Source organism: Tsukamurella serpentis, assembly GCF_054780975.1.
In genome coordinates this window covers 551,193-575,451 of the sequence record NZ_BAAGVH010000002.1, presented here as the reverse complement: position 1 = coordinate 575,451, position 24,259 = coordinate 551,193, and the positions used below count along the sequence as shown (strand labels likewise).

Genomic DNA, 24,259 nt, shown 5'->3' with positions numbered 1-24,259 from the left:
CGTCAGGCCGGGCCGTCCGCAGCGGCACCCGGGCCGGGACCGACGTTGCGGCACTCGCGGGTGCGCAGGTCGAGCACGTACTCCTCGGGAGCGCCGGCGATGTACGCGGCGTCGGCCATCACCCCGAGGTAGCGGGCCGAGGGCAGTCCGCCCTCGAAGGCGTCCACCACGTACAGCCAGGCCAGGGTCGAGCCTCCGCCGATCAGATCGACCCGGGCCTTGACCTTGACGTGGATGCCCAGCTCCGAGCCCTCCCAGCGGTCCAGTGACTGCTCGTCGTCACCGGTCACGTCGTAGAGCACCACGAAGACTCCGGCCTCGGGATCGGACGGGTCCTCGGTGACGGTGGCCAGGGCGCCCTCCCAGCCGATGTCCTCACCGGAGAAGGTCAGACGCCAGCCGCGCAGCCACCCGGTCCCCGCCATCGGCGAGTGCGGGGCACGCTCGGCCATCTGGTCGGGGTGCATGTTGGAGCCGTAGGCGGCGTAGATCGGCACAGCTGAACTCTAGCGCGCGCCGACGAGCCCCTGAGGGGTACGTCGATCGCGGAGGGGCGCTAGCGTTGCAGGTATGACGAACATCGTGATCATCGGCGGCGGTCCGGCGGGGTACGAGGCGGCGCTGGTTGCGGTCGCCCACGGCGGGGACGTGACGGTGATCGAGGCCGACGGGGTCGGCGGCGCGTGCGTGCTCTACGACTGCGTGCCGTCGAAGACCTTCATCGCCTCGACCGGCGTGCGCACCGAGACCCGGCGCGCCGTCGACCTGGGCATCGAGTTGTCCTTCGAGCGGGTCGAGATCGACTTGGAGCGGATCAACGGCCGGGTCAAGGACCTCGCCTCCGCGCAGTCGGCGGACATCCGCGCACGGCTGATCGGCGAGGGTGTGCGGATCATCCGCGGCAGCGCCTCGCTGGCACCGTCGAGTCCCGGTATGGCGCAGCACGTGGTGAACGTGGTCACCCCCTCCGGCGGCGAGCAGACCCTCGAGGCCGACGTGGTCCTGGTCGCCACCGGAGCCTCCCCGCGGGTGCTGGAGTCCGCCGAGCCCGACGGCGAGCGGATCCTCACCTGGCGCCAGCTCTACGACCTGGCCGAGTTGCCCACGCACCTGGTGGTCGTCGGATCGGGTGTGACCGGCGCGGAGTTCGTGCACGCCTACACCGAACTCGGTATCAAGGTGACGCTGGTCAGCTCCCGGGACCGGGTGCTGCCGCACGAGGACGAGGACGCGGCCCTGGTGCTGGAGGACGCCCTGGTCGATCGCGGCGTCTCGTTGGTCAAGCGGGCCTATGCGGACAAGGTCGAACGCACCGACGACGGTGTAGTGGTGCACCTGACCGATGGGCGCTCCGTCACCGGCTCGCACTGCCTGATGACCGTCGGCTCGATCCCGAACACCGCGGGAATCGGCCTGGAGGACGTCGGTATCGAGTTGAGCAAGGGCGGTTTCATCCCGGTGGACCGGGTCTCGCGGACCAAGGTGCCGGGCATCTACGCCGCCGGTGACTGCACCGGTGTCCTGCCGCTGGCCTCGGTGGCCGCGATGCAGGGGCGGATCGCGATGTATCACGCGCTGGGGGAGGGGGTCTCGCCGATCAAGCTGAAGACGGTCTCCTCGGCGATCTTCACCCGCCCCGAGATCGCGACGGTGGGCGTCTCCCAGGAGTCGATCGACGAGGGCACCTACCAGGCGCGCACGGTGATGCTGCCGCTGGCGACCAATCCGCGGGCCAAGATGTCCGGGGTGCGGCGCGGTTTCGTGAAGGTCTTCTGCCGGCCGAACACCGGCTTGGTGATCGGCGGGGTCGTGGTGGCGCCGAACGCCTCCGAACTGATCCTCCCGCTCACCCTCGCGGTGCAGAACGGTCTCACCGTCGACGACGTGGCGCAGACCTTCTCGGTGTACCCGTCGCTGGCCGGTTCGGTCACCGAGGCGGCGCGGCAGTTGATGCGGCAGGACGACCTGGCGTAGTTCCTGGGCGCGGATGTGCGAATCCGTGTCATCCGGTTGTGCGGAGCTGTTATATTCCGTGAGAAATTGTTCTGGATGACCTTGGAGGCGCGATGCTCCTCGCCGACGGTGCGCTCCGACTGAACGTCGGGCTGCTCGACTACACACTGGTCGCGATCTACTTCGTCTTCGTGCTGGGCATCGGGTACCTCGCCCGCCGGCAGGTGGCGTCGAGTCTCGACTTCTTCCTCTCCGGCCGGCGGCTTCCCGCCTGGGTCACCGGTATCGCGTTCGTCTCGGCGAACCTGGGAGCGGTCGAGATCATGGGCATGTCCGCCAACGGTGCCCAGATCGGCATGGCGACGATGCACTACTACTGGATCGGCGCGATCCCGGCGATGGTCTTCCTCGGCCTGGTGATGATGCCGTTCTACTACGGATCGAAGGTGCGCAGCGTCCCCGAGTTCATGCGGCGCCGCTTCGGACCGGGTGCGCACCTGGTGAATTCGCTGAGTTTCGCACTGGCCCAGGTGCTGATCGCCGGTGTCAACCTGTTCCTCCTGGCCACCGTCGTCAACGCGGTCCTGGGCTGGCCGCGCTGGGTGTCGCTGATCGTCGCCGCCGCCGTGGTGCTCACCTACACCGCGCTCGGCGGGCTGTCCGCGGCGATCTACAACGAGGTGCTGCAGTTCTTCGTCATCCTCGCCGCACTGGTTCCGCTGACGGTGATCGGCCTGATCAAGGTGGGCGGCTGGAGCGGCCTCAAGGAGAAGGTCATCGACACCACCCGACCGGACGGCACCGTCACCGCCACCGTCGGCGAGCAACTGTCCACGTGGCCCGGCCAGGCCCTGAGCGGATTCTCCTCCCCGGTGTGGTCGGTGGTGGGAATCGTCTTCGGCCTCGGATTCGTGCTCTCCTTCGGCTACTGGACCACCAACTTCGTCGAGGTGCAGCGGGCGATGGCGTCGAACTCGATGTCGGCGGCGCGGCGCGCGCCGATCATCGGCGCGGTCCCGAAGATGTTCATCCCCTTCGTGGTGGTGGTTCCGGGCATGATCTGCGCCGCCGTGGTCGGTGACATGATCCACCTGAAGAACACCGGTGCCGCCGACGGCATCACCTACAACGACGCGATCCTGCTGATGATGCGCGACATCCTGCCCAACGGCCTACTGGGCGTCGCCGTCGCCGGCCTGATCGCCTCCTTCATGGCCGGTATGGCCGCGAACGTCTCGGCCTTCAACACCGTCTTCAGCTACGACCTGTGGCAGCAGTACGTCGTCAAGGACCGCGAGGACGGCTACTACATCCGGGTGGGGCGCATCGCCACGGTCGGAGCGGTGGTGCTCGCCATCGGCACGGCCACCATCGCGGCCGGCTACTCGAACCTGATGGACTACCTGCAGACCCTGTTCGGCTTCTTCAACGCCCCGCTGTTCGCGACCTTCCTGCTGGGCATGTTCTGGAAGCGGATGACGCCGACCGCCGGCTGGGTGGGCCTGCTCGCCGGCACCGGATCCGCGGTCGCGGTGTTCGGGCTGCAGGAGGTGGGCGTGATCGACCTGCCCGGGCAGGGGATGCCGTTCGTCGCCGCGTCCGCGGCGTTCGTCGTCGACATCCTGGTCTCGGTGCTGGTGTCGCTGGTCACCCGGCCCAAGCCGGACGCCGAACTGGCCGGCTTCGTGTACTCGATGACCGACAAGCAGACCCTGCAGGGCGACGACGACTCCGCCGCCCCCTGGTACGCCCGCCCCGTTCCGCTCGGCGCCACCGTGATCTCGGTCGCCGTGTTACTCGGCCTGATCTTCAACTGACGAGGAGCCGGACATGACCGACGAAACCCCGAACCTGAACCCGCCGGAGCAGTCGGAGCAGCGGCCGCAGTCACCGCTGACGATGCTCTTCGACATCCGTTCGATCATCGCGGCACTGCTGGGCATCTACGGCCTGCTGCTGCTGATCGCCGGAATCGCACCGGCCTTCGCCGAACTCGGCGCCCGCGAACTCCAGCACACCCCCGACCGCACCGATCTCGCCGTCGGCAGTGTCGGCAATCTGTGGGTGGGCGGCGCTCTGCTACTGGTGGCGACCGGATTCGCGCTGTGGGCGGTGCGGGGAGCGCGGCGTGCTGGCAGCTGAACGACGCCGCGCCATCCTCGCCGTCGCCGCCGAACGGGGGTCGGTCCGGGTGATGGACCTCGCCGCCGACCTCGGTGTCTCCGAGATGACGATCCGCCGTGACCTGGACCGACTGGACGAGGCGGGGGAACTGACCAAGGTGCACGGCGGAGCCGTCCGCACCGGCGCCGCGGCCGGCACCGGAATGGAGCCGCTGTCCGCGCTGAAAGCGGTGCGCGACACCGCGGAGAAGCGGGCCATCGCCGCTGCCGCCGAGCAACTGGTGGACGACTCCATGACCGTGGCCGTGGGCGCCGGGACCACCACCCTGGAACTGGCCCGCCTGCTGCGCGGCCGCCGCATCTCGGTGATCACCAACTCGATCTCGATCTTCCACGTGCTCACCGACGCCGGCGACGAGCCGTTCACCGACGCCCCGTCGGTACAACTGACCGGAGGGCAGCGGACACCGTCGGACGCCCTCGTCGGTCCGGTCGCGAACGCCATGCTCGAGCGTGTGCGCTGCGACATCGCCTTCCTCGGTGCGCACGGCATCGACCCCGCCGCGGGTTTCACCACCCCCAACATCGGTGAGGCGGAGACGAACCGGCGGCTGCTCGGTTCGGCGCGATCGACCGTTCTGCTCGCCGACCACACCAAGTTCGGGGAGATCGGCGCGCACCTGTTCGCCCGGTTCAGCGAGGTGGACGTGCTACTGATGGACGACGGACTCGCCCGCCCGGCCCGGGAGGCACTGGGCGCCGAGATCGACCTGACCATCGCCGAGGCGCCGCGATGACGCGCGAGATCGCCGATCCCGCCGCGGCCCGGCTGGCCGACGGCCGGCGGATCCTGTTCTTCAACGCCGACGAGCCGCCGTCGATCACCGCCGACCAGCGGGGCCTGCCCCAGCGCCCGCAGGTGTCGCAGACCACGGTCCGGCGGGATCCGACCACCGGCGACGCGGTGATCATCGCCCCCGCCAGGCAGGAACGCACCTACAAGCCGCCGCGCTCGATGTGCCCGCTGTGCCCGGATCCCACGGGCCGTTCCAGCGAGATCCCGGCCCGGGACTACGAGGTGGCGGTCTTCGAGAACCGGTTCCCGTCGCTGTCCGGACCGCCGGGAGTGCCCTGGCAGCCGTCCGGTGACGATCCGCTACGGGCCCAGGGGCCCGGCATCGGCCGCTGCGAGGTGGTGTGTTTCACCAGCGAACACGAGGGGTCGTTCGCGCGACTCTCGCCGAACCGCGCCCGGCTGGTGGTGGACGCGTGGACCCATCGGACAGCGGAGATGTTCGCGCGTAGTGACATCGAGGAGGTGTACTGCTTCGAGAACCGCGGCGAGGAGATCGGGGTGACGCTGCCGCACCCGCACGGCCAGATCTACGGCTACCCGCTGCGCACCCGGCGCACCGCCGCGCTGGTGCGCACCGCGCAGGCGTACCGCGCCGAACACGATGCGGACCTGTTCGAAGCGGTACTCGCCGCTGAGATCGCCGAGGGCACAAGGATACTGATCCGCACCGAATACACCACGGCATTCGTCCCGTACGCCGCGAAATGGCCCGTCGAAGTGCATGTGTACCCGAACCGGCACCACCAGAACCTGACCGAGCTCACCGACGCGGAGGCCGACGATCTCGCGGCGGTGTACCTGCGCCTGCTGCGCGGCTTCGACGCCCTCTACGACGCGCCGCTTCCGTACATCGCGGGGTGGCACCAGTACCGCTCCGGCTCGGCCGAGGGCTACCTGCACGCGGAACTGTTCTCCATCCGCCGCAGTTCCGACAAACTCAAGTACCTCGCCGGGTCGGAGTCCGGCAGAGACGCTTTCATCACCGACAAGACCCCCGAGGCGATCGCGGCACAGTTGCGGGAGGTGATTCGATGACGGTGCGCGCGTACGCCCCGGGCCGGGTGAACCTGATCGGGGAGCACACCGACTACAACGACGGGTTCGCGCTGCCGATCGCCCTGCAGATCGGTGCCGTCGCCGAATTCAGCACCGTCGCGGCCGGATCGGCTGAAAGTCCGGTGATCGCGGTGCACTCGGCGCAGCGCGGCGACGAGGTCCGGGTGCCGCTGGACACCGAACCCGGCGGGGTCCGGGGGTGGGCGTCGTACGTCGCCGGATGCGTCTGGGTGCTACGAGAACACGGAATTGCGCTGCCCTCCGGTGAGATCCGGTTGAGCTCGCAGGTGCCGGTGGGTGCGGGGCTGTCGTCGTCGGCGGCACTGGAGTGCGCGGTACTGCTCGCCCTGATAGCCGGGGCCGGCGCGCCGTCGCCGGACCGCACCACGCTGGCGCGGCTGGCGCAGCGTGCGGAGAACGAGTACGTGGGCGCCCCGACCGGACTGCTCGACCAGATGAGCAGCCTGCACGGTGCTGCGGACACCGCACTGCTGCTCGACTTCCGGAGCCTGTCCGTCGATCCGGTGCCGCTGCGGCTCGGCGACGAGGTGCTACTGGCGATCGACTCGTGCACCCCGCACAGCCATGCGGCGGGGGAGTACCGGGAGCGTCGGGATGCCTGCGAGCGCGCCGCCGCGCACCTCGGTGCGGTCTCGCTGCGCGAGGTCGACGACGACGCCTGGCAGCGGCTCACCGACGACCGGATCCGGCGGCGTGCGCGACACGTGCTCACCGAGAACCGGCGGGTGGTCGAAGCCGCAGCGGCTCTGCGGGAAGGCGATCACCGCCGCTTCGGCGTGCTGATGAACGAGTCCCAGGCGTCGATGCGTGACGACTTCGAGATCACCGTCCCCGCGATCGACCTCATCGCGTCGGTGGCGGTGGAACTCGGAGCCCACGGAGCGAGGATGACCGGGGGCGGCTTCGGTGGCACCGTGATCGCGCTGGCCTCCGCGGACGCCGCGGAGCGGATCGCCTCCCGGCTGCCAGCCCGGGTGGCCGGTGCCGGCCACCCGGAACCGGTGCTCACCGTGGTGCGACCGGGTCGCGGGGCGCACCTGCTCTGATCGGCAGCGCGGCCGCACAGCGCGGTACCGGTGCGGGGTGAGTCGTCCGGGCGGCGAATCGGATTGCAACGCAGTGATCGCGGCGATAGAGTCCGGTGCCATGTGGGGCAGCAAGCGGATCGCGGACGGTGCATCGTGCCGTCGGCGTCGGCCGGCCGGCCTGATCTGGGTTCAGTGAGATAGGACTCCGCACCACAGGTGTGGTGTGTCCATCTCCCCTTCTCTCGCAGATTCCCTCTGCTCGAACGAACCCGGACTTCCATCGTGATCGACGAAACCTCTCAGAACACTTCCCGCCCGACCCCATTCCTGGCCCCGTTGGCGACGATTTCCGTCGCCCAGTTGGTGGTCATCATGAACAATGCGATCGTCAACATCGCCCTACCCGAACTCTCCGTGGAGCTGGCCGTCCCGGAGCGATACCAATCCTGGGCCGTCACCTCGTACCTGCTGGCCTTCGGCTCACTGCTCCTGATCGGCGGGCGCATCACCGACCGGATCGGGCACCGCCGGGCTTTCATCGGTGGCCTGATCGGAACCGCCGTTTTCGCCTCGCTGGCCGGTGCGGCACCCACGGCATGGGTGTACTTCCTGGCCCGGGGCCTGCAGGGGGCGGTCGCCGCGGTGCTGGCCCCGGCGGCGCTGGCGCTCCTGTCCACCACCTTCTCCGGGGCGTCGAGAGCCCGCGCCTTCGGCGTCTACGGCGCGGTGACCGGTGTCGGAGCGGCGGTCGGCATGTTGGCCGGGGGGTTACTCACCGATCTGCTCAGTTGGCGCGCGACGATGTTCGTCTCGGTTCCTACGGTGCTGATCGCGGCCCTGGCCGCGAGGCGGACCCTGACCGCGGACCGTGAGACCACGTCGTCGGCGTGGCACGTTCCCAGTGTGTTGTCGGCGTTCTCCGGGGTGGCGCTGTTGCTGGTGGGGTTGGCCCAGGTCGAGGGCGATTCGGCCGGTACCGGTATGGCGGTGATCGCGGTCGGGGGCCTGGTGATCGCCGGATTCGCCGCCCTGCAGTACCGCACGCCGGACGCCCTGGTGCCGCCCGCACTCGTGTGCGACCGGCGTCGGCTGTTGGGCGTGATCGTGCTCGGTGTGGGTGGCCTGGGGATGACGGGGCTGTTCGTCATCGTCAGCCTGTACGTGCAGCGGGTGCTGGGGATGAGCGCCCTGTCCGCGGCGCTGGTGTGCCTGCCGTATCCCGTGGGGTTGGCGGTCTCGTCGAACCTCAGTCCCGCACTGATCTCCCGGTTCGGGGAGGCCAGGGTCGCCGGCTGGGGACTGCTGTCGACTGGGGTGTGCCTGCTGCCGCTGGGTTTCACCGGACCGGACGGCTCATCGCTCATCCTGGTGATCGCGGCCTTGGCCGGGACGAGCGTCACGATGGGCCCGGCGTTCGTGGCCGCGACCCGCCTGGCGATGTCGCAGGTCCCGCGCGGGCAGGCGGGATCGATGGGGGCCGTGATGAACTCGAGTGGCGAACTGGGCGGAGCGATCGGTGTCCCGCTGTTGGTACTCGTCGCGACCGCGACGGCCACCGACGGCCGGCCCGGGTACGGGTCGGCGATGGTCGGCGCGGGGGTGATCGTCTCCGCCGGAGCGGTCGTGGTGCTGGGCGGGCGGCGGTGCTCCACGGTGGATCGATAGCGTCAGAGCACCGACGAGAGCCGGTGCACCGCTGTGCGCAACTCCTGCGGGGACGACGTGGTGAAGCACACTCGCAGCGCGCCGTCGAGGTTGCGCTGCACCGCGAACGCGGCGCCCGGCACGTACGCGACCCCGGCGTGGACGGCCCGACGCAGCGCTGCCGCCGTGTCGCTGCCGTCGGTGAACTCGCACCACAGGAACATCCCACCGTCGGGGGTGCTGAGCCGCAGTCGTTCTCCGAAGGTCTCGGCGAGTGCCGAATGCAGGGTCAGTGCGCGCTCGGCGTACACCGCGCGGATGCCGTCGACGTGCGCATCGAGCCACTCGGTATCGGCCAGCAACTGCGCCGCCACCGCGTGCGTGAGCGACGATCCGCACAGGTCCGCGCCCTGTTTCAGGCGTTCCACCAGCGCCAGTGCCGCCGGATCGCCGTGCATCCACCCCACCCGCAGCGCCGGTGCCAGGGTCTTCGAGGCACTCGACAGGCGGATCACCCGGTCCGAGTGCGCCGCCACCGGAGCCACCGCCGGCCCGGCGAACCGCAGCTCGCCGTACGGATCGTCCTCGACGATCCAGAAGCCGAACTCCTCGGCGAGCCCGGCCAGCTCACGCCGCCGCTCGTCGGTCAGCGTGGCCCCGCCGGGGTTGTGGAAGTTCGAGACCGTGTGCACGATCGCTACCCGCTCGCGCTGCAGGATCGGCCGAAGTTCGTCGACCCGCATACCGCCGGCGTCCATCGGCACCCCGCGGACCCGCGCCCGCACGGTGTCGAAGGCCTGCAGTGCACCGATGTATCCCGGATCCTCCACCAGCACCAGATCACCCGGATCGAGCAGCGCCTGCGCCAGGAGCGACAACGCCTGCTGCGAACCGTGCGTCACCAGGACCGCGCCGGCGTCGCGGCCCAGTTTCGCCGACTCGCGTGCGTGCACCACCTCGCGCAGTGCCGCCGCACCCGCGGTCACGCCGTACTGCAGGACAGACGGGTCGTGCAGCGCCAGCGCAGCGGCCCGCGTGATCCGCTCCGCCGGCAGCAGCTCCGGCGCGGGCAGGCCGCCGGCGAGGGAGATGACACCTGGACGCTCGGTGACGGCGAGCAGGTCACGGATCGCCGAACCGCGCACCGCCCGGACGGCGAGGGAACCGGATTCGGGGGACATGCCGAAACAATCCCAGGGAGCGTCCCATTAATCAAGACGACCGTCTTACTATGTGGACAACTAGGCCCAGTCGAAGGTGTGCTCCACCGCCCTGTTCCATTCGGCGAACAGGTGCTCGCGCTCCTGCTCCGGCATCTGCGGCAGCCAGCGGCGATCCTCCGCCCAGTTGGTGCGGATCTCCTCCAGTGTCCAGACCCCGGTGGCGTACCCCGCCGCGTAGGCCGCACCGAGCGCGGTGGTCTCGATCACCCGCGGCCGGATCACCGGGACGTTCAGCACATCCGCCTGGAACTGCATCAACGTGTCGTTGACCACCATGCCGCCGTCCACGCGCAACTCCGTCAACGGAATCCCGCTGTCGGCGTTCATCGCCTCGATCACCTCGCGGGACTGGTAGGCCGTGGCCTCCAAGGCCGCTCGCGCGATGTGCCGCTTATCGGAGTATCTGGTCAGCCCCACGATCACCCCGCGCGCGTCCGATCGCCACCGCGGCGCGAACAGCCCGGAGAAGGCCGGCACCACGTACACGCCGCCGTTGTCCGGCACGCCGGTCGCGAGCACTTCCACGTCTGCGGCGGAGGAGATGATGCCGAGGTTGTCGCGCAGCCATTGGACCAGGGAGCCGCTCACCGCGACCGAGCCCTCCAGTGCGTACACCGGGGCTTCGTCGCCGAGCCGGTAACAGACCGTGGTGAGTAGGCCGTGTTCACTGAACACCGGCCGGGAGCCGGTGTTGACCAGCAGGAAGTTCCCCGTGCCGTAGGTGTTCTTCGCCGATCCCTCGTCCAGCGCGGCCTGCCCGAACATCGCCGCCTGCTGGTCGCCCAGGATTCCGGCGATCGGCACCCCGCCGAACACGCCGCGCTCGCGCACCGTTCCGTACACCTCAGCGCTGGAACGGATCTCCGGCAACATCGCCATCGGAATGCCCATCGCCGCGCAGGTCGCCGGATCCCAGGCGCCGTCGGCCAGGTTCATCAGCATGGTGCGCGAGGCGTTGGTGATGTCGGTGATGTGCAGCGGCCGGCCGCTCGATGGGACGCCGGTACCGATCTCGTCGTCGGTGGTCAGGTTCCACACCAGCCAGGAGTCGATCGTCCCCGCGCACAACTCACCCCGCTCGGCGCGCTCACGGGCACCGTCGACGTGGTCGAGGATCCAGGCGATCTTCGGGCCGGAGAAGTACGTCGAGAGCGGCAGTCCCGACGATGCCTTGAACCGGTCGGTGTCCGGCTCGTCGAGGCCGACCGCCGCGAGTTCCCGGCACAATTCGTCGGTGCGGGTGTCCTGCCAGACGATCGCGTTGTGGATCGGCTCACCTGTCGCGCGGTCCCAGACCACCACCGTCTCGCGCTGGTTGGTGATGCCCACCGCGGCGATGTCGGCGGCGGTCAGATCGGCGGTGGCCAGTGCCTGCGAGCACACCAGGCGTGTGTTGACCCAAATCTGCGTGGCGTCGTGCTCGACCCAACCGTTGCGTGGGAAGATCTGGTCGTGTTCCCGTTGTTCGGAGGCCACAATGGTCCCGCGCCGATCGAAGATGATGCACCGCGTCGAACTGGTGCCCTGGTCGATCGCGGCGACGAACTGCGGGTCGCGAGATGAAACTGCCACGCCCGAATACTGACATGGTGAGTGCCGATGAACCCTGCTGACCCTCGAATCGATACTGCCGCGGGCACATCCGCGGGGCTCTCGACCTCCGCGCCGCTGATGTCGCCGCAGTACCGGGCGCAGGCGTGGGACCGGCTCGGCGCCGAGGAGTTCGACGTGGTGGTGATCGGCGGGGGCATCGTCGGCGTCGGCGCCGCACTCGACGCGGCCACCCGCGGACTGAAGGTCGCGCTGGTGGAGGCCCGTGACTTCGCCTCCGGGACCAGCTCGCGCAGCTCGAAGATGTTCCACGGCGGCCTGCGCTACCTCGAGCAGATGGAGTTCGGCCTGGTCCGTGAGGCTCTGCACGAGCGGGAGCTGTCGCTGTCGTCACTGGCGCCGCACCTGGTCAAGCCGCTGCCCTTCCTGTTCCCGCTCACCAAGCGGGTCGTCGAGCGCCCGTACATGGCCGCCGGAATGTTCCTCTACGACACCATGGGCGGTGCGAAGACGGTGCCCGCGCAGAAGCACCTCACCCGCGCCGGTGCGCTCCGGCTGGCACCGGGCCTCAAACGCGACGCCCTGATCGGTGGCATCCGCTACTTCGACACCGTCGTCGACGATGCCCGCCACACCATGACGGTGGCCCGCACCGCCGCTCACTACGGCGCCGTGGTGCGCACGTCCACGCAGGTGGTGGACTTCCTCCGCGAGGCGGACCGGGTCTGCGGTGTGGTGGTGCGCGACAGCGAGACCGGCGAGCGGGCCGAGGTCCGCTCGACCGTGGTGATCAACGCGACCGGTGTGTGGACCGACGAACTGCAGGCGCTCTCCAAGCAGAAGGGCCGGTTCCGGGTCCGTGCCAGCAAGGGGGTGCACATCCTGGTGCCCCGGGACCGCATCGTCGCCGACGTGGCGCTGATCCTGCGTACCGAGAAGAGCGTGTTGTTCGTGATCCCGTGGGGCAGTCACTGGATCATCGGCACCACCGATACCGACTGGAACCTCGACCTCGCACACCCGGCGGCCACCGCCACCGACATCGACTACATCCTCGATCACGTGAACAAGGTGCTGGTCACCGAGCTCACCCGGGACGACATCACCGGCGTCTATGCGGGACTGCGGCCGCTGCTGGCGGGGGAGTCCGACGAGACCAGCAAGCTCTCGCGCGAGCACGCCGTGGCGGCGATCGCGCCCGGCCTGGTGACCATCGCCGGCGGGAAGTACACCACCTACCGGGTGATGGGCTCGGACGCCGTGGACGCCGCGCAGGCCTACCTGCCGCACCCGATCCCCACCTCGTGCACCGAGAAGGTGCCGCTGGCGGGTGCCGACGGCTACTACGCGCTGTCCAACCAGACCGCGTCGATCGCCGCTGAGCACGGGGTGCATCCGCACCGGGTGACGCACCTGCTCAACCGGTACGGATCGCTCATCGGTGAGGTGCTGGCGATGGCGGCCGACGATCCCGGCCTGCTTGAACCGCTGGCCGGTGCCCCGCAGTACCTGCGGGTGGAGGCGCTGTACGCGGTCACCGCCGAGGGGGCGCTGCACCTGGAGGACGTGCTGGCGCGCCGCACCCGGATCGCCATCGAGTACTCCGATCGCGGCCTGGAGGCCGCCGCTGAGGTGGCGCAGTTGATCGCGCCGGTACTCGGCTGGTCGGAGGCGGACATCGCCCGGGAGCTGGAGAACTACGGGGCGCGGGTCGCCGCGGAGATGGAATCGCAGATCATGCCCGACGACGAGACCGCCGATGCGCTGCGCGCCGCCGCTCCCGAGGCCCGGGCCGAGATCCTCGAACCGGTCCCGGTTCCGGGGCGGCGGGCGAGCGCCGTCGACCGTTAGCGGCGCACCGCCGCCGGGGCCGAGGGAGCCGCGGAGGCGGACGGTTTCGCGGACGGGTTCGCACCGGCCGGGGTCAACACGAAGTTCCAGGACCGGTTGTTGTCCGGGTCGGTGAGCGTGAGTTCGGCGCCGTTGCGGGTCCAGATCCGCTCACCCTTGAGGGCCTCGCTGATCGCGGTCTGGGTGCCATTCGGGTCCGGGCAGTAGCGCATCGTCGAGGCCAGCCCGGCGCCGAAATCGACCCGGTCGGCACTGGCCAGCGAGGTGGCCGTGCCGTTGAGCAGGTTGCAGGAGTCGTTGCCGGAGATGTTCGAGCCCTGCACCCGGAACCACGCGGCCGGGTCGGACTTCAGGCGCCACTGCGCGCCCAGGATGGACGGCTTCGGCGCGGCGGATGCGGCACCGGACGGCTTGACCGAGCCCGACGGTGCGGAGGGACGGGCCGGATCGGCGCCGGCGGTTCCGGCGCAGCCGGCGGTGAGGACGGCGGCACCGACGACGAGCGGGAGGACGAGGGAGGACTTACGCATCATGTCGACGATTATGCCGCCTCACCCGTCACTTTGGTACCTTCAGTACTACCCTAGTCGGACTTAACCGACTCCCGGGTGGCTTCGGGAACCATGTCGATCGTGGTCCGCAGCGGCTTGTTCGGCAGCAACGCGGTCGCGATCAGGGTGACCACCGCGCACCCCGCCGCCACCAGGAAGATCCGCCCGGTCGCATCGCCGTACGAGGCGCGGATGATCTCCTGGATCGGCCCCGGCAGGGCGCTCAGGTCCAGCTGGGCGCTGGACGAGCCGCCCGCCGGCACCCGGATGCCGTGCGCGGCCAGGCCCTGTTGGGTGAGCTCGGCGACCCGCGAGGCGAGCACCGCGCCGAGGGCCGAGACACCGATCGCGCCGCCGAAGGTGCGGAAGAACGCGACCGAGCTCGACGCGGAACCGATGTTCTGCACGCTGACGGTGTTCTGCACCGCGAGCACCAGGTTCTGCATCAGCGCGCCCACGCCGAGGCCGACGATCGCGATGTACAGCATGACCTGCGAGAGCGGCGTCGCATGGTCGATCGTGCCGAGTACGGCGAAGCCGATCGCCATGATCACCGCGCCGCCCACCACGAACCGCTTCCAGGCGCCGAACCGGGTGATCAACTGGCCGGTGGTCACCGAGGCGACCAGCATGCCCAGCACCATCGGGATGGTCAGCACGCCGGCCATCGTCGGGCTGTAGCCGCGGGCGGTCTGGAAGTACAGGCCCAGGAACGAGCTGGCGCCGAACATGCCGACGCCGACGGCGATCGAGGCGATGATCGCCAGCGCGGTGGTGCGCTCGGTGACGATCTTGAGATCGATGATCGGATCGGAGACCTTGGCCTCGACCAGGACCGTCAGTGCCAGCAGTCCGATACCCGAAGCCAGGTAGACCAGCGTGGAGACCGAGATCCAGGCGTAGTTCTTACCGGCGAACGAGACCCAGATCAGCAGGACGGACACGCCTGCGGTGAGCAGGGTGGCGCCCAACCAGTCGATCGAGGCCGAGTCCTTGCGGTTGACCGGCAGGTGCAGGGTGCGCTGGATGAGTACCAGTGCGAGGATCGCGATCGGCACACTCACGTAGAAGCACCAGCGCCAGCCGATGTGGTCGGTGATCAGGCCACCCAGGATCGGGCCGCCGGACATCGACACCGCCATCACCGCGCCCATGTAGCCGGAGTACCGGCCGCGCTCACGCGGCGGGATGATGCTGCCGATGATGGCCACCACCAGCGCGGTCAGGCCACCCATGCCCACGCCCTGGACGACCCGGGCGCCGAGCAACACGGAGACGTTCGGAGACGCGCCGGCCAGGATGGATCCCGCCACGAAGATCACGATCGCCGATTGGACCAGGATCTTCTTGCTGTAGAGATCGGCGAGCTTGCCCCAGATCGGGGTGGAAGCGGCGTTGGCCAGCAGGGCGGTGGTGATCACCCAGGCGAAGGCGGTCTGCGAGGCGTGCAGGTCCGCGATGATCCGCGGCAGCGCGGTGGAGACGATCGTCGTGCTCAGCAGCGCGGTGAACAGTGCGGCGAGCAGACCCGCCATGACCTCGAGGATCTCCCGATGGGTCATGGGGGCCGATGGCTGTGGCGGTGCGTCCGCCGTGGTGACCGACATCGGTACCTTCCTTCAAAACTCTAAGCAATAACGTGCAAGATGCAACTATAACGACGGTGAAGATATTTCCCAAGAGTTCGCACTGTGACGTCACTCCCATAAAGATGGAACATGTTCTAGATTGATGACATGCCCCTGGTCATCGATCACAGCCGCGAGATCGCCGCACCTGCACCGGTGGTGTGGCAGGTGCTCACCGACTTCGGCGCCTACCAGCAATGGAATCCGTTCGCGGTCGCGGCGCAGTGCGATCTGCGGCCCGGCGGGAGGTTCACCATGCAGGTCGCGCTGGTGGGATCGAAGCCGATGACGCAGACCGAGTTCGTGGTCTCCGTGGACGAGGGCGAGGGCTTCGCGTACGCCATGCGCCCGGCTCCGGCCGGGCTGCTGCGCAGTATTCGCGAGCAGCGCATCGTCGATCTGGGAGCGGGACGCTCGCGCTACACCTCGCACTTCCAGCTCGACGGTCCGATGGCCCCGGTCGTCGACCTGGTGCTGGGGCGGGCGCTGCGGCGCGGCTTCGGCGGCAACGTCGACGCGCTGGCGCGTCGGGCGGAACAGCTCGCGCGGTGAGTCGGGCGGAACAGCTCGCGCGGTGAGCCGGGCTAGCCGGCGGCGCGTACCCGGCGGGTGAACCGGGCCGTCGCCCGTGCGATCGCCCGATCGTCACCATCGGTGACTCGGATGACGAAGATGTCCTCCTTGGGCAACCGTTCCCCGATGCTCGCCTGTGCGCTCAGTACGTCCCCGATGCGGGTGGGCCGCAGGTAGTCGATGTGGATGGCGCTGGCCACCCCGGTGTGCTCGTCGTCGTTGGCGGCGGCCGCCACCGCCGTCCCGACCAGCGCGAAGACGAACGCGCCGTGCGTCGTGCCGTGCGGATTGAGGTGGTCAGCGGTGACCTGCGCTCGGGACTGCGCCCGGCCGCCGCCGTGGCCCGCCACCTCGATGCCCAGGAGCTGTGCGTAGCGGTCGGCCGCGGAGCTGCTCATGGGCCTCATCCTGCCATGCGGGCCGGCCGGTTCAGCGGGCGCGCAGCCCCTTCGGCGTCCTCGCGAAACCGGCCGCCGCGAGGGCTCCGGCCAGCGGGGAGGCCGGCGCGGGCAGCCCGTCGATCTTCTCGATGGACAGGCCGCCGAGCCGCGGCGCGGCTCCGGCCAGCGCTCGCAGCGCGCGGTCCGGGGAGTCGGTGAAGGTCAGCAGGGTGCGGCCGCCGCGCTCGAGGAACAGCGCCAGCGCCCCACCCACCAGCACCACCACGGCACCGGCCTTGCGGCCCGGCCGGGCGCCGTCGGGGGTCTCCGGCCAGGCCAGCGCCGCGCCGTACGGATTCGCCGGGTCCGTCGCCGCCAACACCAGCGCGGACGACTCTCCGCGCTGCTCGGCCCGTTCCGATTCGGTGGCCGCGTCCCGCAGTGCGTCGACGGTGCCGGTGCGGGCGAACTGCGCGGCCCCGAGCCGCTCGATGAAGTAGCCGCGACGCGCCTTCCCGGACTCCTCGAACGCGGCCAGTGTGCGATACACCCGCGCGAAACCGCCCTCGACGTGCTCGGCGGAGACCGCACCCCGGGTGACCACGCCGTAGCGTTCGAGGAGCTGCTCGGCCACGGCGTGCGACTGCTCGGTGGCGCCGGCGTCCGACGCGGCCGGCGGTACCGACCAGCGGCCGGCCAGCATCGGTGGTACCTGATCGGCGGAGACCCGCAGCCGGGCCCGCGGAGCCCGGCGGGGCGTGCGATGCGCGCCGGCGCGGCGACCGCCGGCGAGGCGGGCGCGGACCGGGGCGAAGGTGTCACCGGTGAGCCGGCCCGCCCACACCAGATCCCACAGTGCCTCCGGGGTGGCGCCGGTGAGCTGGCGGTAGAAGTACGCGCCGCCGCCGCGGACCGCATCGTCGATCGCCCGGTGGGCCGGAGCCGGGTCCAGTGCGGCGGGCGGCGGAAGGGTGAGTTGCGCCGGATCAGCGGGGTGGAAGGCGATCCAGCCGTCCTGCGCGCCGATCGCTCCGTGCCCGGTCCAGACCACCTCCCCGGTAGCGGTGAGTTCGTCGAGCATGGCGGGGGAGTAGTCGGCGACCCGCTGCGGCAGCACCAGCGTCTCCCAGGCGGACGCCGGGATCGGTACCCCGGCCAGCTGGTCGATCACCGTCGCCACTCCGTCGATCCCGCGCAACGGCTCGGTGAGGTGGTGCCAACCGGCCAGGAACTGTGCGTAGGCGCGTTCGGGCACCGGCTCGACGTCCTGGCGCAGCCGGGCGAGCGACCGCTGACGGATCCGGCGCAGTACGTCGGCATCGCAGAACTGGGCGGCGCCGTCACCATCGTCGTCGTCGGGGACGAACCTGCCCTCGATCACCCGGCGGGCACCGACCATCTCCGTCAGGGCCCGTGCGACCACGGCGACCCCGAGGCCGTACCGGGTGGCCACCTCGACGGCGGTGAACGGGCCGTGGCGGCGGGCGTACCGGGAGAGCAGGTCACCGATCGGATCGGGAACCGGCGCGGTGAACGCCGACGCGATCCCCGGCTGCACCGGTACACCGAGACCGTCACGCAGCCGTGCGGCGTCCTCGACCGCGGCGACGAGGCCATCCCCGAAGCCGAACACCCGGCCCGCGGCAGTCAGCTCGCGCACCGCGGACGCGGCCAGCGCTGCACTCTCGCAGCGCTCGGCGATCTCCCCGCTCCGCAGTGGCCCCAGTTCCCGGATCAGATCCGCCACCTGTTCGGTGCTGCGCGCCCGGTATCCGGGGGCGGTGCGCTGCAACTGGGCGGAGACCTCCGCCAGCACCTCGGGGTCGAGCAATTCGGTCAGCTCGACCCGGCCCAGCAATTGGGAGAGCACCGCAGGATCCAGGCTGAGCACCGCGGCGCGGCGCTCGGCCAAGGGGGCGTCGCCCTCGTACATGAATGCGCCCACGTAGCTGAACAGCAGGGACGCCGCGAACGGTGACGGTGCCACCGTCTCCACCTCCGCCAGGCGGATCCGCCGGGCGGCGATCGCGCGATGCACCGCGACCAGCTCGGGAACGTCGTAGACGTCCTGCAGGCACTCGCGGACCGCTTCGAGGACGATCGGGAACTGCGGGTACTGGCGCGCCACCTCCAACAGTTGGCTCGCCCGCTGGCGCTGCTGCCACAGCGGAGCGCGCCTACCCGGATCACGGCGCGGCAGCAGCAGCGCGCGGGCCGCGCACTCCCGGAACCGGGAGGCGAACAGGGCGCTCGACCCCACCGCCTCGGTGACCAGGTCCTCGATCCGGTCGGCGTCGAAGCGGAACAGATCGGCGCCGGGCGGGGTGTCGTCGGTGTCCGGCAGCCGCACGACGATGCCGTCGTCGGTCGCGGTGACCGCACCGGAGAGTCCCCGCTCGGCGTTCAGGCGCGCGCCGACCGCCAGCGCCCACGGCGCATGCACCTTCATCCCCAGCGGCGAATGCAGCACCACCCGCCAGTCACCGAGCTCGTCGCGGAACCGTTCGACCACCAGGGTGCGATCGGTGGGCAGCACACCGGTGGCCCGGTGCTGCTCCGCCAGCAGCGCGATCAGGTTGTCGGTGGCCCAGGTGCCCAGGCCCGCTCGCTGCGCCCGCTCGCGCTGGGCGGGCTCGTCGAGGGCGGTGAACTCGCGGGTGAACCGGCCGATCGCCCGGCCCAGTTCGGCGGGACGGCCCACGGTGTCGCCGATCCAGAAGGGCAGGCGTCCGGGCTGGCCGAAGGCGGGGGAGACCAGGACCCGGTCGTGGGTGATCTCCTCGATCCGCCAGCTGGTGGCGCCGAGCGCGAAGACGTCACCGACCCGAGACTCGTAGACCATCTCCTCGTCGAGCTCACCGACCCGGGATGCCCTCTCGCCGACCATGAACACGCCGAACAGGCCGCGATCGGCGATCGCGCCGCCCGAGGTGACCGCCAGGCGCGCGGCACCGGGACGGCCGGTGAGGGTGCCGGCGTCACGGTCGAACACCACCCGGGGCCGCAGTTCGCCGAAGTCCTCCGCCGGGTACCGGCCGGAGATCAGGTCCAGCACGGCGGTGTACGCCGAATCCGGCAGCCCGGCGTAGGGATGCGCACGGCGGACCAGCGCCAGCCACTCGTGCACGTCGAGCCGGTCCATCGCGGCGGCGGCCACCGTCTGCTGGGCGAGTACGTCGAGCGGATTGCGCGGCACCACCAGCGCCTCGATCGCGCCCTCGCGCATCCGGGAGACGGTGACGGTGCTGTGCAGCAGATCGGTGCGGTGCTTGGGGAAGAAGACGCCGCGGCTGGGCTCACCGACCCGGTGGCCGGCACGCCCCACCCGTTGCAGACCCGCCGCCACCGATGGCGGTGCCTCCACCTGGATCACCAGATCCACTGCGCCCATGTCGATGCCCAGTTCCAGGCTGGACGTGGCGACCACGCAGCGCAGCCGGCCGGATTTGAGATCGTCCTCGATGAGGGCGCGCTGCTCCTTGCTCACCGAGCCGTGGTGGGCCCGGGCCAGCAGTGGTTGCGCGCCGTGGGTCTGGCCGCTGGCCAGCACCTGCGCCGGAGCGCCGCCGGGAACAGCGGGATTCCCGGCCCCGGAATCTCCTACGGTCCCGGTGGTCCCGCCGGTTCCGGCCTGCACTCCGGCGGCCGATTCGTTGATCCGGGCGGTGAGCCGCTCGGCCAGGCGGCGGGAGTTGGCGAAGACGATGGTCGAGCGGTGCTGCTCGATCTGCTCCACGATCGCCGATTCCACGTGCGGCCACAGCGATCCCTGCTGCACCGGCTCGTCCGGATCGCCCCCGATCACGTCGAGTTCGGTCATGTCCGGTACCGGCACGCTCACGGTGAGCTCGAACCGCTTCTGCGAGGGCGGGCGCACCACCGTCGCCGGACGCGGCCCGCCGAGGAACGCGGCCACCTCCTGCGCGGGTTCGACGGTGGCCGAGAGTCCGATCCGCCGAGCCGGGTGCGGCAACAGCGCATCCAGGCGTTCGAGGGACAGTGCCAGGTGCGAGCCGCGTTTGGTACCGGCCACCGCGTGCACCTCGTCGACGATCACGGTGTGCACGGCGGTCAGGCTCGCGCGGGCCTGCGAGGTGAGCATCAGGAACAGGGACTCGGGAGTGGTGATCAGGATGTCCGGCGGGTTACGGACCAGCCGGCGCCGCTCCTGCGCAGGGGTGTCACCCGAGCGCACACCGACGGTGACCTCCGGCGCCGGCTCACCGCGCTGCTCGCGGACCCGGGAGATACCGGCCAGCGGTGCGCGCAGGTTGCGTTGCACGTCGACCGCGAGTGCCTTGAGCGGGGAGATGTAGAGCACCGAGGTGCCGCTGGTGCGCCCGCCTGCGGCCAGGCGGTCCAGCGCCCACAGGAACGCCGAGAGCGTCTTCCCCGAGCCGGTGGGCGCGACGACCAGGGTGTTCTCACCTGCGGCGATGGATCGCCAGGCGCCCTCCTGGGCGGCAGTGGGAGCGGCGAAGGACTCGGTGAACCACTGCGCGGTGGCGGGCGTGAACGCCCGGAGGGCGTCCGGCATGTGTTCATCATGGCGCAGACCCCCGACACACCCCGTGACTGTTGTTGTTTGTGTGACTGCTGTGATTCATGATGTTCAGGGGTAAGAGTCTCTGAAGGAGCAGGTATGGCCACGCACGTCACATCCAACAGTCTCCGTCGCGCCTGGCTGCGCGGCATCGTCGCCGGCGCCGCGGTCGCGGTCGGGATCAGCGGCACCGTGGCCGCCGTCGCGAAGGCCGATCAGCAGGTGGGCCGGTTCCTGGTCAAGGGCCAGATCGAGGTCTCGTACTTCGCCACCGGCGGCTGGGTCCAGTGGGGTCCGCCGCTGATCCCGGAATCGAACGCGGCCCGCGGCGGCAAGTTCCAGACCTTCGAGAAGAACACCTCCTTCTACTGGCATCCCGCGGCGGACGGCGGCAACGCCCACCAGGTCGGCGGCGCGATCCGTGGCAAGTGGGGCGAGACCGGTTGGGAACGCGGCCCGCTGGGCTTCCCGATCAGTGACGAGGTGCACGCCCGCGGACCGTTCAACGCCGTCACCGGCGCCATGAACGCCTTCCAGGGCGGCACCGTCTACTGGTCGCCGGCCAGCGGCGCCTGGCCGGTCTGGGGCGAGATCCTGGTCAAGTGGAGCGCGGAGAAGCGCGAGTCCGGACGCTACGGCTACCCGACCGGGCCGGAGATCCGCACCGGTAACGGCTTCTCGCAGACCTTCCAGCGCGGAGTGATCACCTGGCCGTGATCACAGCGGCCGCCGGGGATCAGTCACCGGCGGTGGCGGATCACCGAGACCGGTGGCCCTGCGGATGTGACTGACGCCGGGCAGCCGGTTCACCCCGCGCTGCATGTCGCTGAGTCGATTGGTGACCTCCACCAGCGGCGGCAGTACGGCGTCGAGCGTGTTGAGCGCCGGATCGGCGACTGCGGTGAGCCGCTCGGCGCGGTCGATCACGATATTGGCCCGCTCGATCATGTCGGCCATCGCCAGCATCATCTTCGGCAGTTCCGCGATCAACTCGATGGTGTCCGGCGGGACGGTGCTGAGCTTGCCGACACTGGTCACGGTACGACCGGTGTTGTCCATCGCCCGCCCGGCCGCAGCGCGGACCGAGTCGAGCAGGCTGTTGACCGATTCCCCGATGCTGGGAACCGGCTCGGGCTCCTTCTTCCTGGCCATAGGACGATCATCGCCGCTGCGGCCGGGGCGCGCAGCGCTTTCACCCCGGCGGGGCCGGTTCAGAGCGTGGCGCCGAACCTCGCGACGGCCTCGCGGGCGGTGTCCAGGCCCGGGCTCCGCCGCCCGACGGTGCGCACCGCACCGTCCGGCAGCAGAACCACCTCACCGATCGAATCGCCCGTGGTGGCCTCACGGACCGACCAGCTGTAACCGGTGTCCGCGAGCCAATCGTCCTCCCGCAGGGCGGTCAGGTAGTACTCGCCGACATTGAGGCCGATCGGATCCATCGGGACCGTCTACTCGTCGCCGGACTTGATCTCGAGCAGCACCGTGCCCTGGGTGACGGCGGTGCCGGGCTCGACCGTCAGGCCGGTCACCACGCCGTCCTTGTGCGCGGCCACCGGGTTCTCCATCTTCATGGCCTCCAGGACCACGACCAGATCACCGGCACTGACCTGCTGGCCGTCCTCGACCGAGACCTTCACCACGGTGCCCTGCATCGGGGCGGTCACCGAATCGCCGGTGGCGGCCACGCCGGCACCGCGATCACGGGTGCGCGGCTTGGGCTTGCGGCGGATCACGCCCGCACCGGCCGCGTCACCGCCGCCGAGCGTGAGCTCACCCGGCAGCGAGACCTCCACGCGGCGGCCGTCGACCACCACGACCACGTTCTGCCGCGGCAGCGAGTCGTCCTCCTCGATCGCCTGGCCACCGGTGTACGGCTCGATCGGGTTCTCCCAGTCGGTCTCGATCCACTTGGTGTAGACGTCGAAACCCTCGGAGCCGTCGGCCTTGGTGCCGGTGAAGGCCGGGTTCTCCACGATGTGCCGGTGGAACGGGATCACCGTGGCCAGGCCCTCGACCTGGAACTCGGCGAGCGCGCGCCGCGAACGCTCCAGTGCCTGCTCGCGGTTCTCTCCGGTGACGATGAGCTTGGCGAGCATCGAGTCGAACTGGCCGCCGATCACATCGCCGGCGTCCACACCGGAGTCCACGCGCACACCGGGACCGGTGGGCTCGCGGTAGACGGTGATCGGGCCGGGCGCGGGCAGGAAGCCACGGCCGGCGTCCTCGCCGTTGATCCGGAACTCGAAGGAGTGACCGCGCGGCTGCGGGTCCTCGGTGATCTCCAGCTCCTTGCCCTCGGCGATCCGGAACTGCTGGCGCACCAGGTCGATGCCGGCGGTCTCCTCGGTGACCGGGTGCTCGACCTGCAGGCGGGTGTTGACCTCCAGGAAGCTGACCAGGCCGTCGGCCGCGACCAGGAACTCGACGGTGCCGGCGCCGTAGTACCCGGCCTCCCGGCAGATGTCCTTCGCGGACTGGTGGATGCGCTCGCGCTGCTCGGGGGTCAGGAAGGGCGCGGGCGCCTCCTCGACCAGCTTCTGGAAGCGGCGCTGCAGCGAGCAGTCGCGGGTGCCGGCCACCACGACGTTGCCGTGCTGATCGGCGATGACCTGCGCCTCGACGTGGCGGGCCTTGTCCAGGTAGCGCTCGACGAAGCACTCACCGCGGCCGAAGGCCGCGACCGCCTCACGGGTGGCGGACTCGAACAGCTCGGGGATCTCGTCGATGGTGTGCGCGACCTTCATACCGCGACCGCCACCGCCGAAGGCGGCCTTGATCGCCACCGGCACGCCGTGCTCCTGGGCGAACGCGACGACCTCGTCGGCGCCGGAGACCGGGTCCTTGGTGCCGGGCGCCATCGGGGCGTCGGCGCGCTCGGCGATGTGGCGGGCGGTGACCTTGTCACCGAGGTCGCGGATCGAGGCCGGTGACGGGCCGATCCAGGTCAGGCCCGCGTCGATGACGGCCTGCGCGAAGTCGGCGTTCTCGGACAGGAAGCCGTAACCGGGATGGATCGCGTCGGCGCCGGACTTCGCGGCGGCGTCCAGGATCTTGTCGAAGACGAGGTACGACTCGGCGGAGGTCTGTCCGCCCAGGGCGAAGGCCTCGTCGGCCAGGCGCACGAACTTCGCCTCGGCGTCGGGCTCGGCGTAGACAGCGACGCTGGTGATGCCGGCGTCCCGGGCGGCGCGGATGACGCGGACGGCGATCTCACCACGATTGGCGATGAGCACCTTCTCGATCTTCTTGTCAGCGTGGGCTGCCACTTCAAAGTCTCC

The 24,259-nt window shown here is 70.2% G+C and carries 20 protein-coding genes; 10 read left to right on the top strand and 10 right to left on the bottom strand.

What is annotated here, in order from left to right; genetic code table 11:
- Positions 1–2 precede the first annotated feature (2 nt).
- Positions 3–497, bottom strand: a complete 495-nt coding sequence (locus tag ACYVHG_RS05130; protein WP_461166340.1) for a gamma-glutamylcyclotransferase — start codon at positions 495–497, stop codon at positions 3–5.
- A gap of 73 nt (positions 498–570) precedes the next feature.
- On the opposite strand from ACYVHG_RS05130, the gene ACYVHG_RS05125 reads away from it, so the two are divergent.
- The 7 genes from ACYVHG_RS05125 to ACYVHG_RS05095 all read left to right on the top strand — a co-directional run bounded on the left by ACYVHG_RS05125 (position 571) and on the right by ACYVHG_RS05095 (position 8,702).
- A complete protein-coding gene (locus ACYVHG_RS05125) occupies positions 571–1,974 on the top strand; it encodes an NAD(P)H-quinone dehydrogenase (protein WP_461166339.1) in 1,404 nt (467 codons plus the stop codon).
- Between the two features lie 92 nt (positions 1,975–2,066).
- Positions 2,067–3,770 carry a sodium:solute symporter family protein gene (locus ACYVHG_RS05120; RefSeq protein ID WP_461166338.1) on the top strand — a complete coding sequence of 568 codons (1,704 nt, stop codon included), beginning with the start codon at positions 2,067–2,069 and terminating at the stop codon, positions 3,768–3,770.
- A 13-nt stretch (positions 3,771–3,783) separates the two neighbouring features.
- Positions 3,784–4,095: a hypothetical protein gene (locus ACYVHG_RS05115; RefSeq protein ID WP_461166337.1), complete on the top strand. Its 312-nt coding sequence runs from the start codon at positions 3,784–3,786 to the stop codon at positions 4,093–4,095.
- Positions 4,082–4,873 carry a DeoR/GlpR family DNA-binding transcription regulator gene (locus ACYVHG_RS05110; protein WP_461166336.1) on the top strand — a complete coding sequence of 264 codons (792 nt, stop codon included), beginning with the start codon at positions 4,082–4,084 and terminating at the stop codon, positions 4,871–4,873. Before ACYVHG_RS05115 ends, ACYVHG_RS05110 begins: the two co-directional genes overlap by 14 nt.
- Positions 4,870–5,967: a galactose-1-phosphate uridylyltransferase gene (gene galT / locus ACYVHG_RS05105; RefSeq protein ID WP_461166335.1), complete on the top strand. Its 1,098-nt coding sequence runs from the start codon at positions 4,870–4,872 to the stop codon at positions 5,965–5,967. The genes ACYVHG_RS05110 and galT overlap by 4 nt, the downstream gene beginning before the upstream one ends.
- On the top strand, positions 5,964–7,055 hold the full coding sequence (gene galK / locus ACYVHG_RS05100; RefSeq protein WP_461166334.1) for a galactokinase: 1,092 nt from the start codon (positions 5,964–5,966) through the stop codon (positions 7,053–7,055). Before galT ends, galK begins: the two co-directional genes overlap by 4 nt.
- Before the next feature lie 318 nt (positions 7,056–7,373).
- The gene (locus ACYVHG_RS05095) at positions 7,374–8,702 is read left to right on the top strand and encodes an MFS transporter (protein WP_461166333.1); all 1,329 of its coding nucleotides are present in this window, start codon (positions 7,374–7,376) and stop codon (positions 8,700–8,702) included.
- Between the two features lie 2 nt (positions 8,703–8,704).
- Here the strand turns inward: ACYVHG_RS05095 and ACYVHG_RS05090 are convergent, their stop codons facing one another.
- Both ACYVHG_RS05090 and glpK read right to left on the bottom strand, forming a co-directional pair.
- Positions 8,705–9,862, bottom strand: a complete 1,158-nt coding sequence (locus ACYVHG_RS05090; protein WP_461166332.1) for an aminotransferase-like domain-containing protein — start codon at positions 9,860–9,862, stop codon at positions 8,705–8,707.
- 60 nt (positions 9,863–9,922) lie between these two features.
- Complete coding sequence (glpK, locus tag ACYVHG_RS05085) at positions 9,923–11,476, bottom strand: glycerol kinase GlpK (RefSeq protein WP_461166331.1); 1,554 nt, start codon at positions 11,474–11,476, stop codon at positions 9,923–9,925.
- A gap of 99 nt (positions 11,477–11,575) precedes the next feature.
- Here glpK and ACYVHG_RS05080 point away from each other — a divergent pair, with 99 nt between their 5' ends.
- Positions 11,576–13,306, top strand: a complete 1,731-nt coding sequence (locus ACYVHG_RS05080; protein WP_461166330.1) for a glycerol-3-phosphate dehydrogenase/oxidase — start codon at positions 11,576–11,578, stop codon at positions 13,304–13,306.
- Here ACYVHG_RS05080 and ACYVHG_RS05075 read toward each other — a convergent pair.
- Both ACYVHG_RS05075 and ACYVHG_RS05070 read right to left on the bottom strand, forming a co-directional pair.
- Entirely contained in the window at positions 13,303–13,839 is a 537-nt protein-coding gene (locus ACYVHG_RS05075; protein WP_461166329.1) for an META domain-containing protein, read from the bottom strand. The two genes, ACYVHG_RS05080 and ACYVHG_RS05075, sit on opposite strands and share 4 nt — an antisense overlap.
- A 50-nt stretch (positions 13,840–13,889) precedes the next feature.
- Positions 13,890–15,464, bottom strand: a complete 1,575-nt coding sequence (locus ACYVHG_RS05070) for an MDR family MFS transporter (protein ID WP_461166328.1) — start codon at positions 15,462–15,464, stop codon at positions 13,890–13,892.
- A gap of 129 nt (positions 15,465–15,593) precedes the next feature.
- Between ACYVHG_RS05070 and ACYVHG_RS05065 the strand changes: the two genes are divergently transcribed.
- On the top strand, positions 15,594–16,037 hold the full coding sequence (locus ACYVHG_RS05065; protein WP_461166327.1) for an SRPBCC family protein: 444 nt from the start codon (positions 15,594–15,596) through the stop codon (positions 16,035–16,037).
- A 32-nt stretch (positions 16,038–16,069) separates the two neighbouring features.
- Here ACYVHG_RS05065 and ACYVHG_RS05060 read toward each other — a convergent pair whose 3' ends face one another.
- On the bottom strand, positions 16,070–16,456 hold the full coding sequence (locus tag ACYVHG_RS05060) for a PaaI family thioesterase (RefSeq protein WP_461166326.1): 387 nt from the start codon (positions 16,454–16,456) through the stop codon (positions 16,070–16,072).
- Positions 16,457–16,487: 31 nt separating this feature from the next.
- Positions 16,488–20,975, bottom strand: a complete 4,488-nt coding sequence (locus ACYVHG_RS05055; RefSeq protein WP_461166325.1) for an ATP-dependent helicase — start codon at positions 20,973–20,975, stop codon at positions 16,488–16,490.
- 105 nt (positions 20,976–21,080) lie between these two features.
- Between ACYVHG_RS05055 and ACYVHG_RS05050 the strand changes: the two genes are divergently transcribed.
- A complete protein-coding gene (locus ACYVHG_RS05050) occupies positions 21,081–21,698 on the top strand; it encodes an LGFP repeat-containing protein (protein ID WP_461166324.1) in 618 nt (205 codons plus the stop codon).
- Here the strand turns inward: ACYVHG_RS05050 and ACYVHG_RS05045 are convergent, their stop codons facing one another.
- The 3 genes from ACYVHG_RS05045 to ACYVHG_RS05035 are packed head-to-tail and all read right to left on the bottom strand — an operon-like array spanning position 21,699 to position 24,247.
- Positions 21,699–22,133 carry a hypothetical protein gene (locus ACYVHG_RS05045; protein WP_461166323.1) on the bottom strand — a complete coding sequence of 145 codons (435 nt, stop codon included), beginning with the start codon at positions 22,131–22,133 and terminating at the stop codon, positions 21,699–21,701.
- A gap of 59 nt (positions 22,134–22,192) precedes the next feature.
- Positions 22,193–22,420, bottom strand: coding sequence for a hypothetical protein (locus tag ACYVHG_RS05040; protein WP_461166322.1), 228 nt, complete (start codon positions 22,418–22,420; stop codon positions 22,193–22,195).
- Between the two features lie 9 nt (positions 22,421–22,429).
- Positions 22,430–24,247, bottom strand: a complete 1,818-nt coding sequence (locus ACYVHG_RS05035) for an acetyl/propionyl/methylcrotonyl-CoA carboxylase subunit alpha (RefSeq protein ID WP_461166321.1) — start codon at positions 24,245–24,247, stop codon at positions 22,430–22,432.
- Positions 24,248–24,259: the final 12 nt, after the last annotated feature.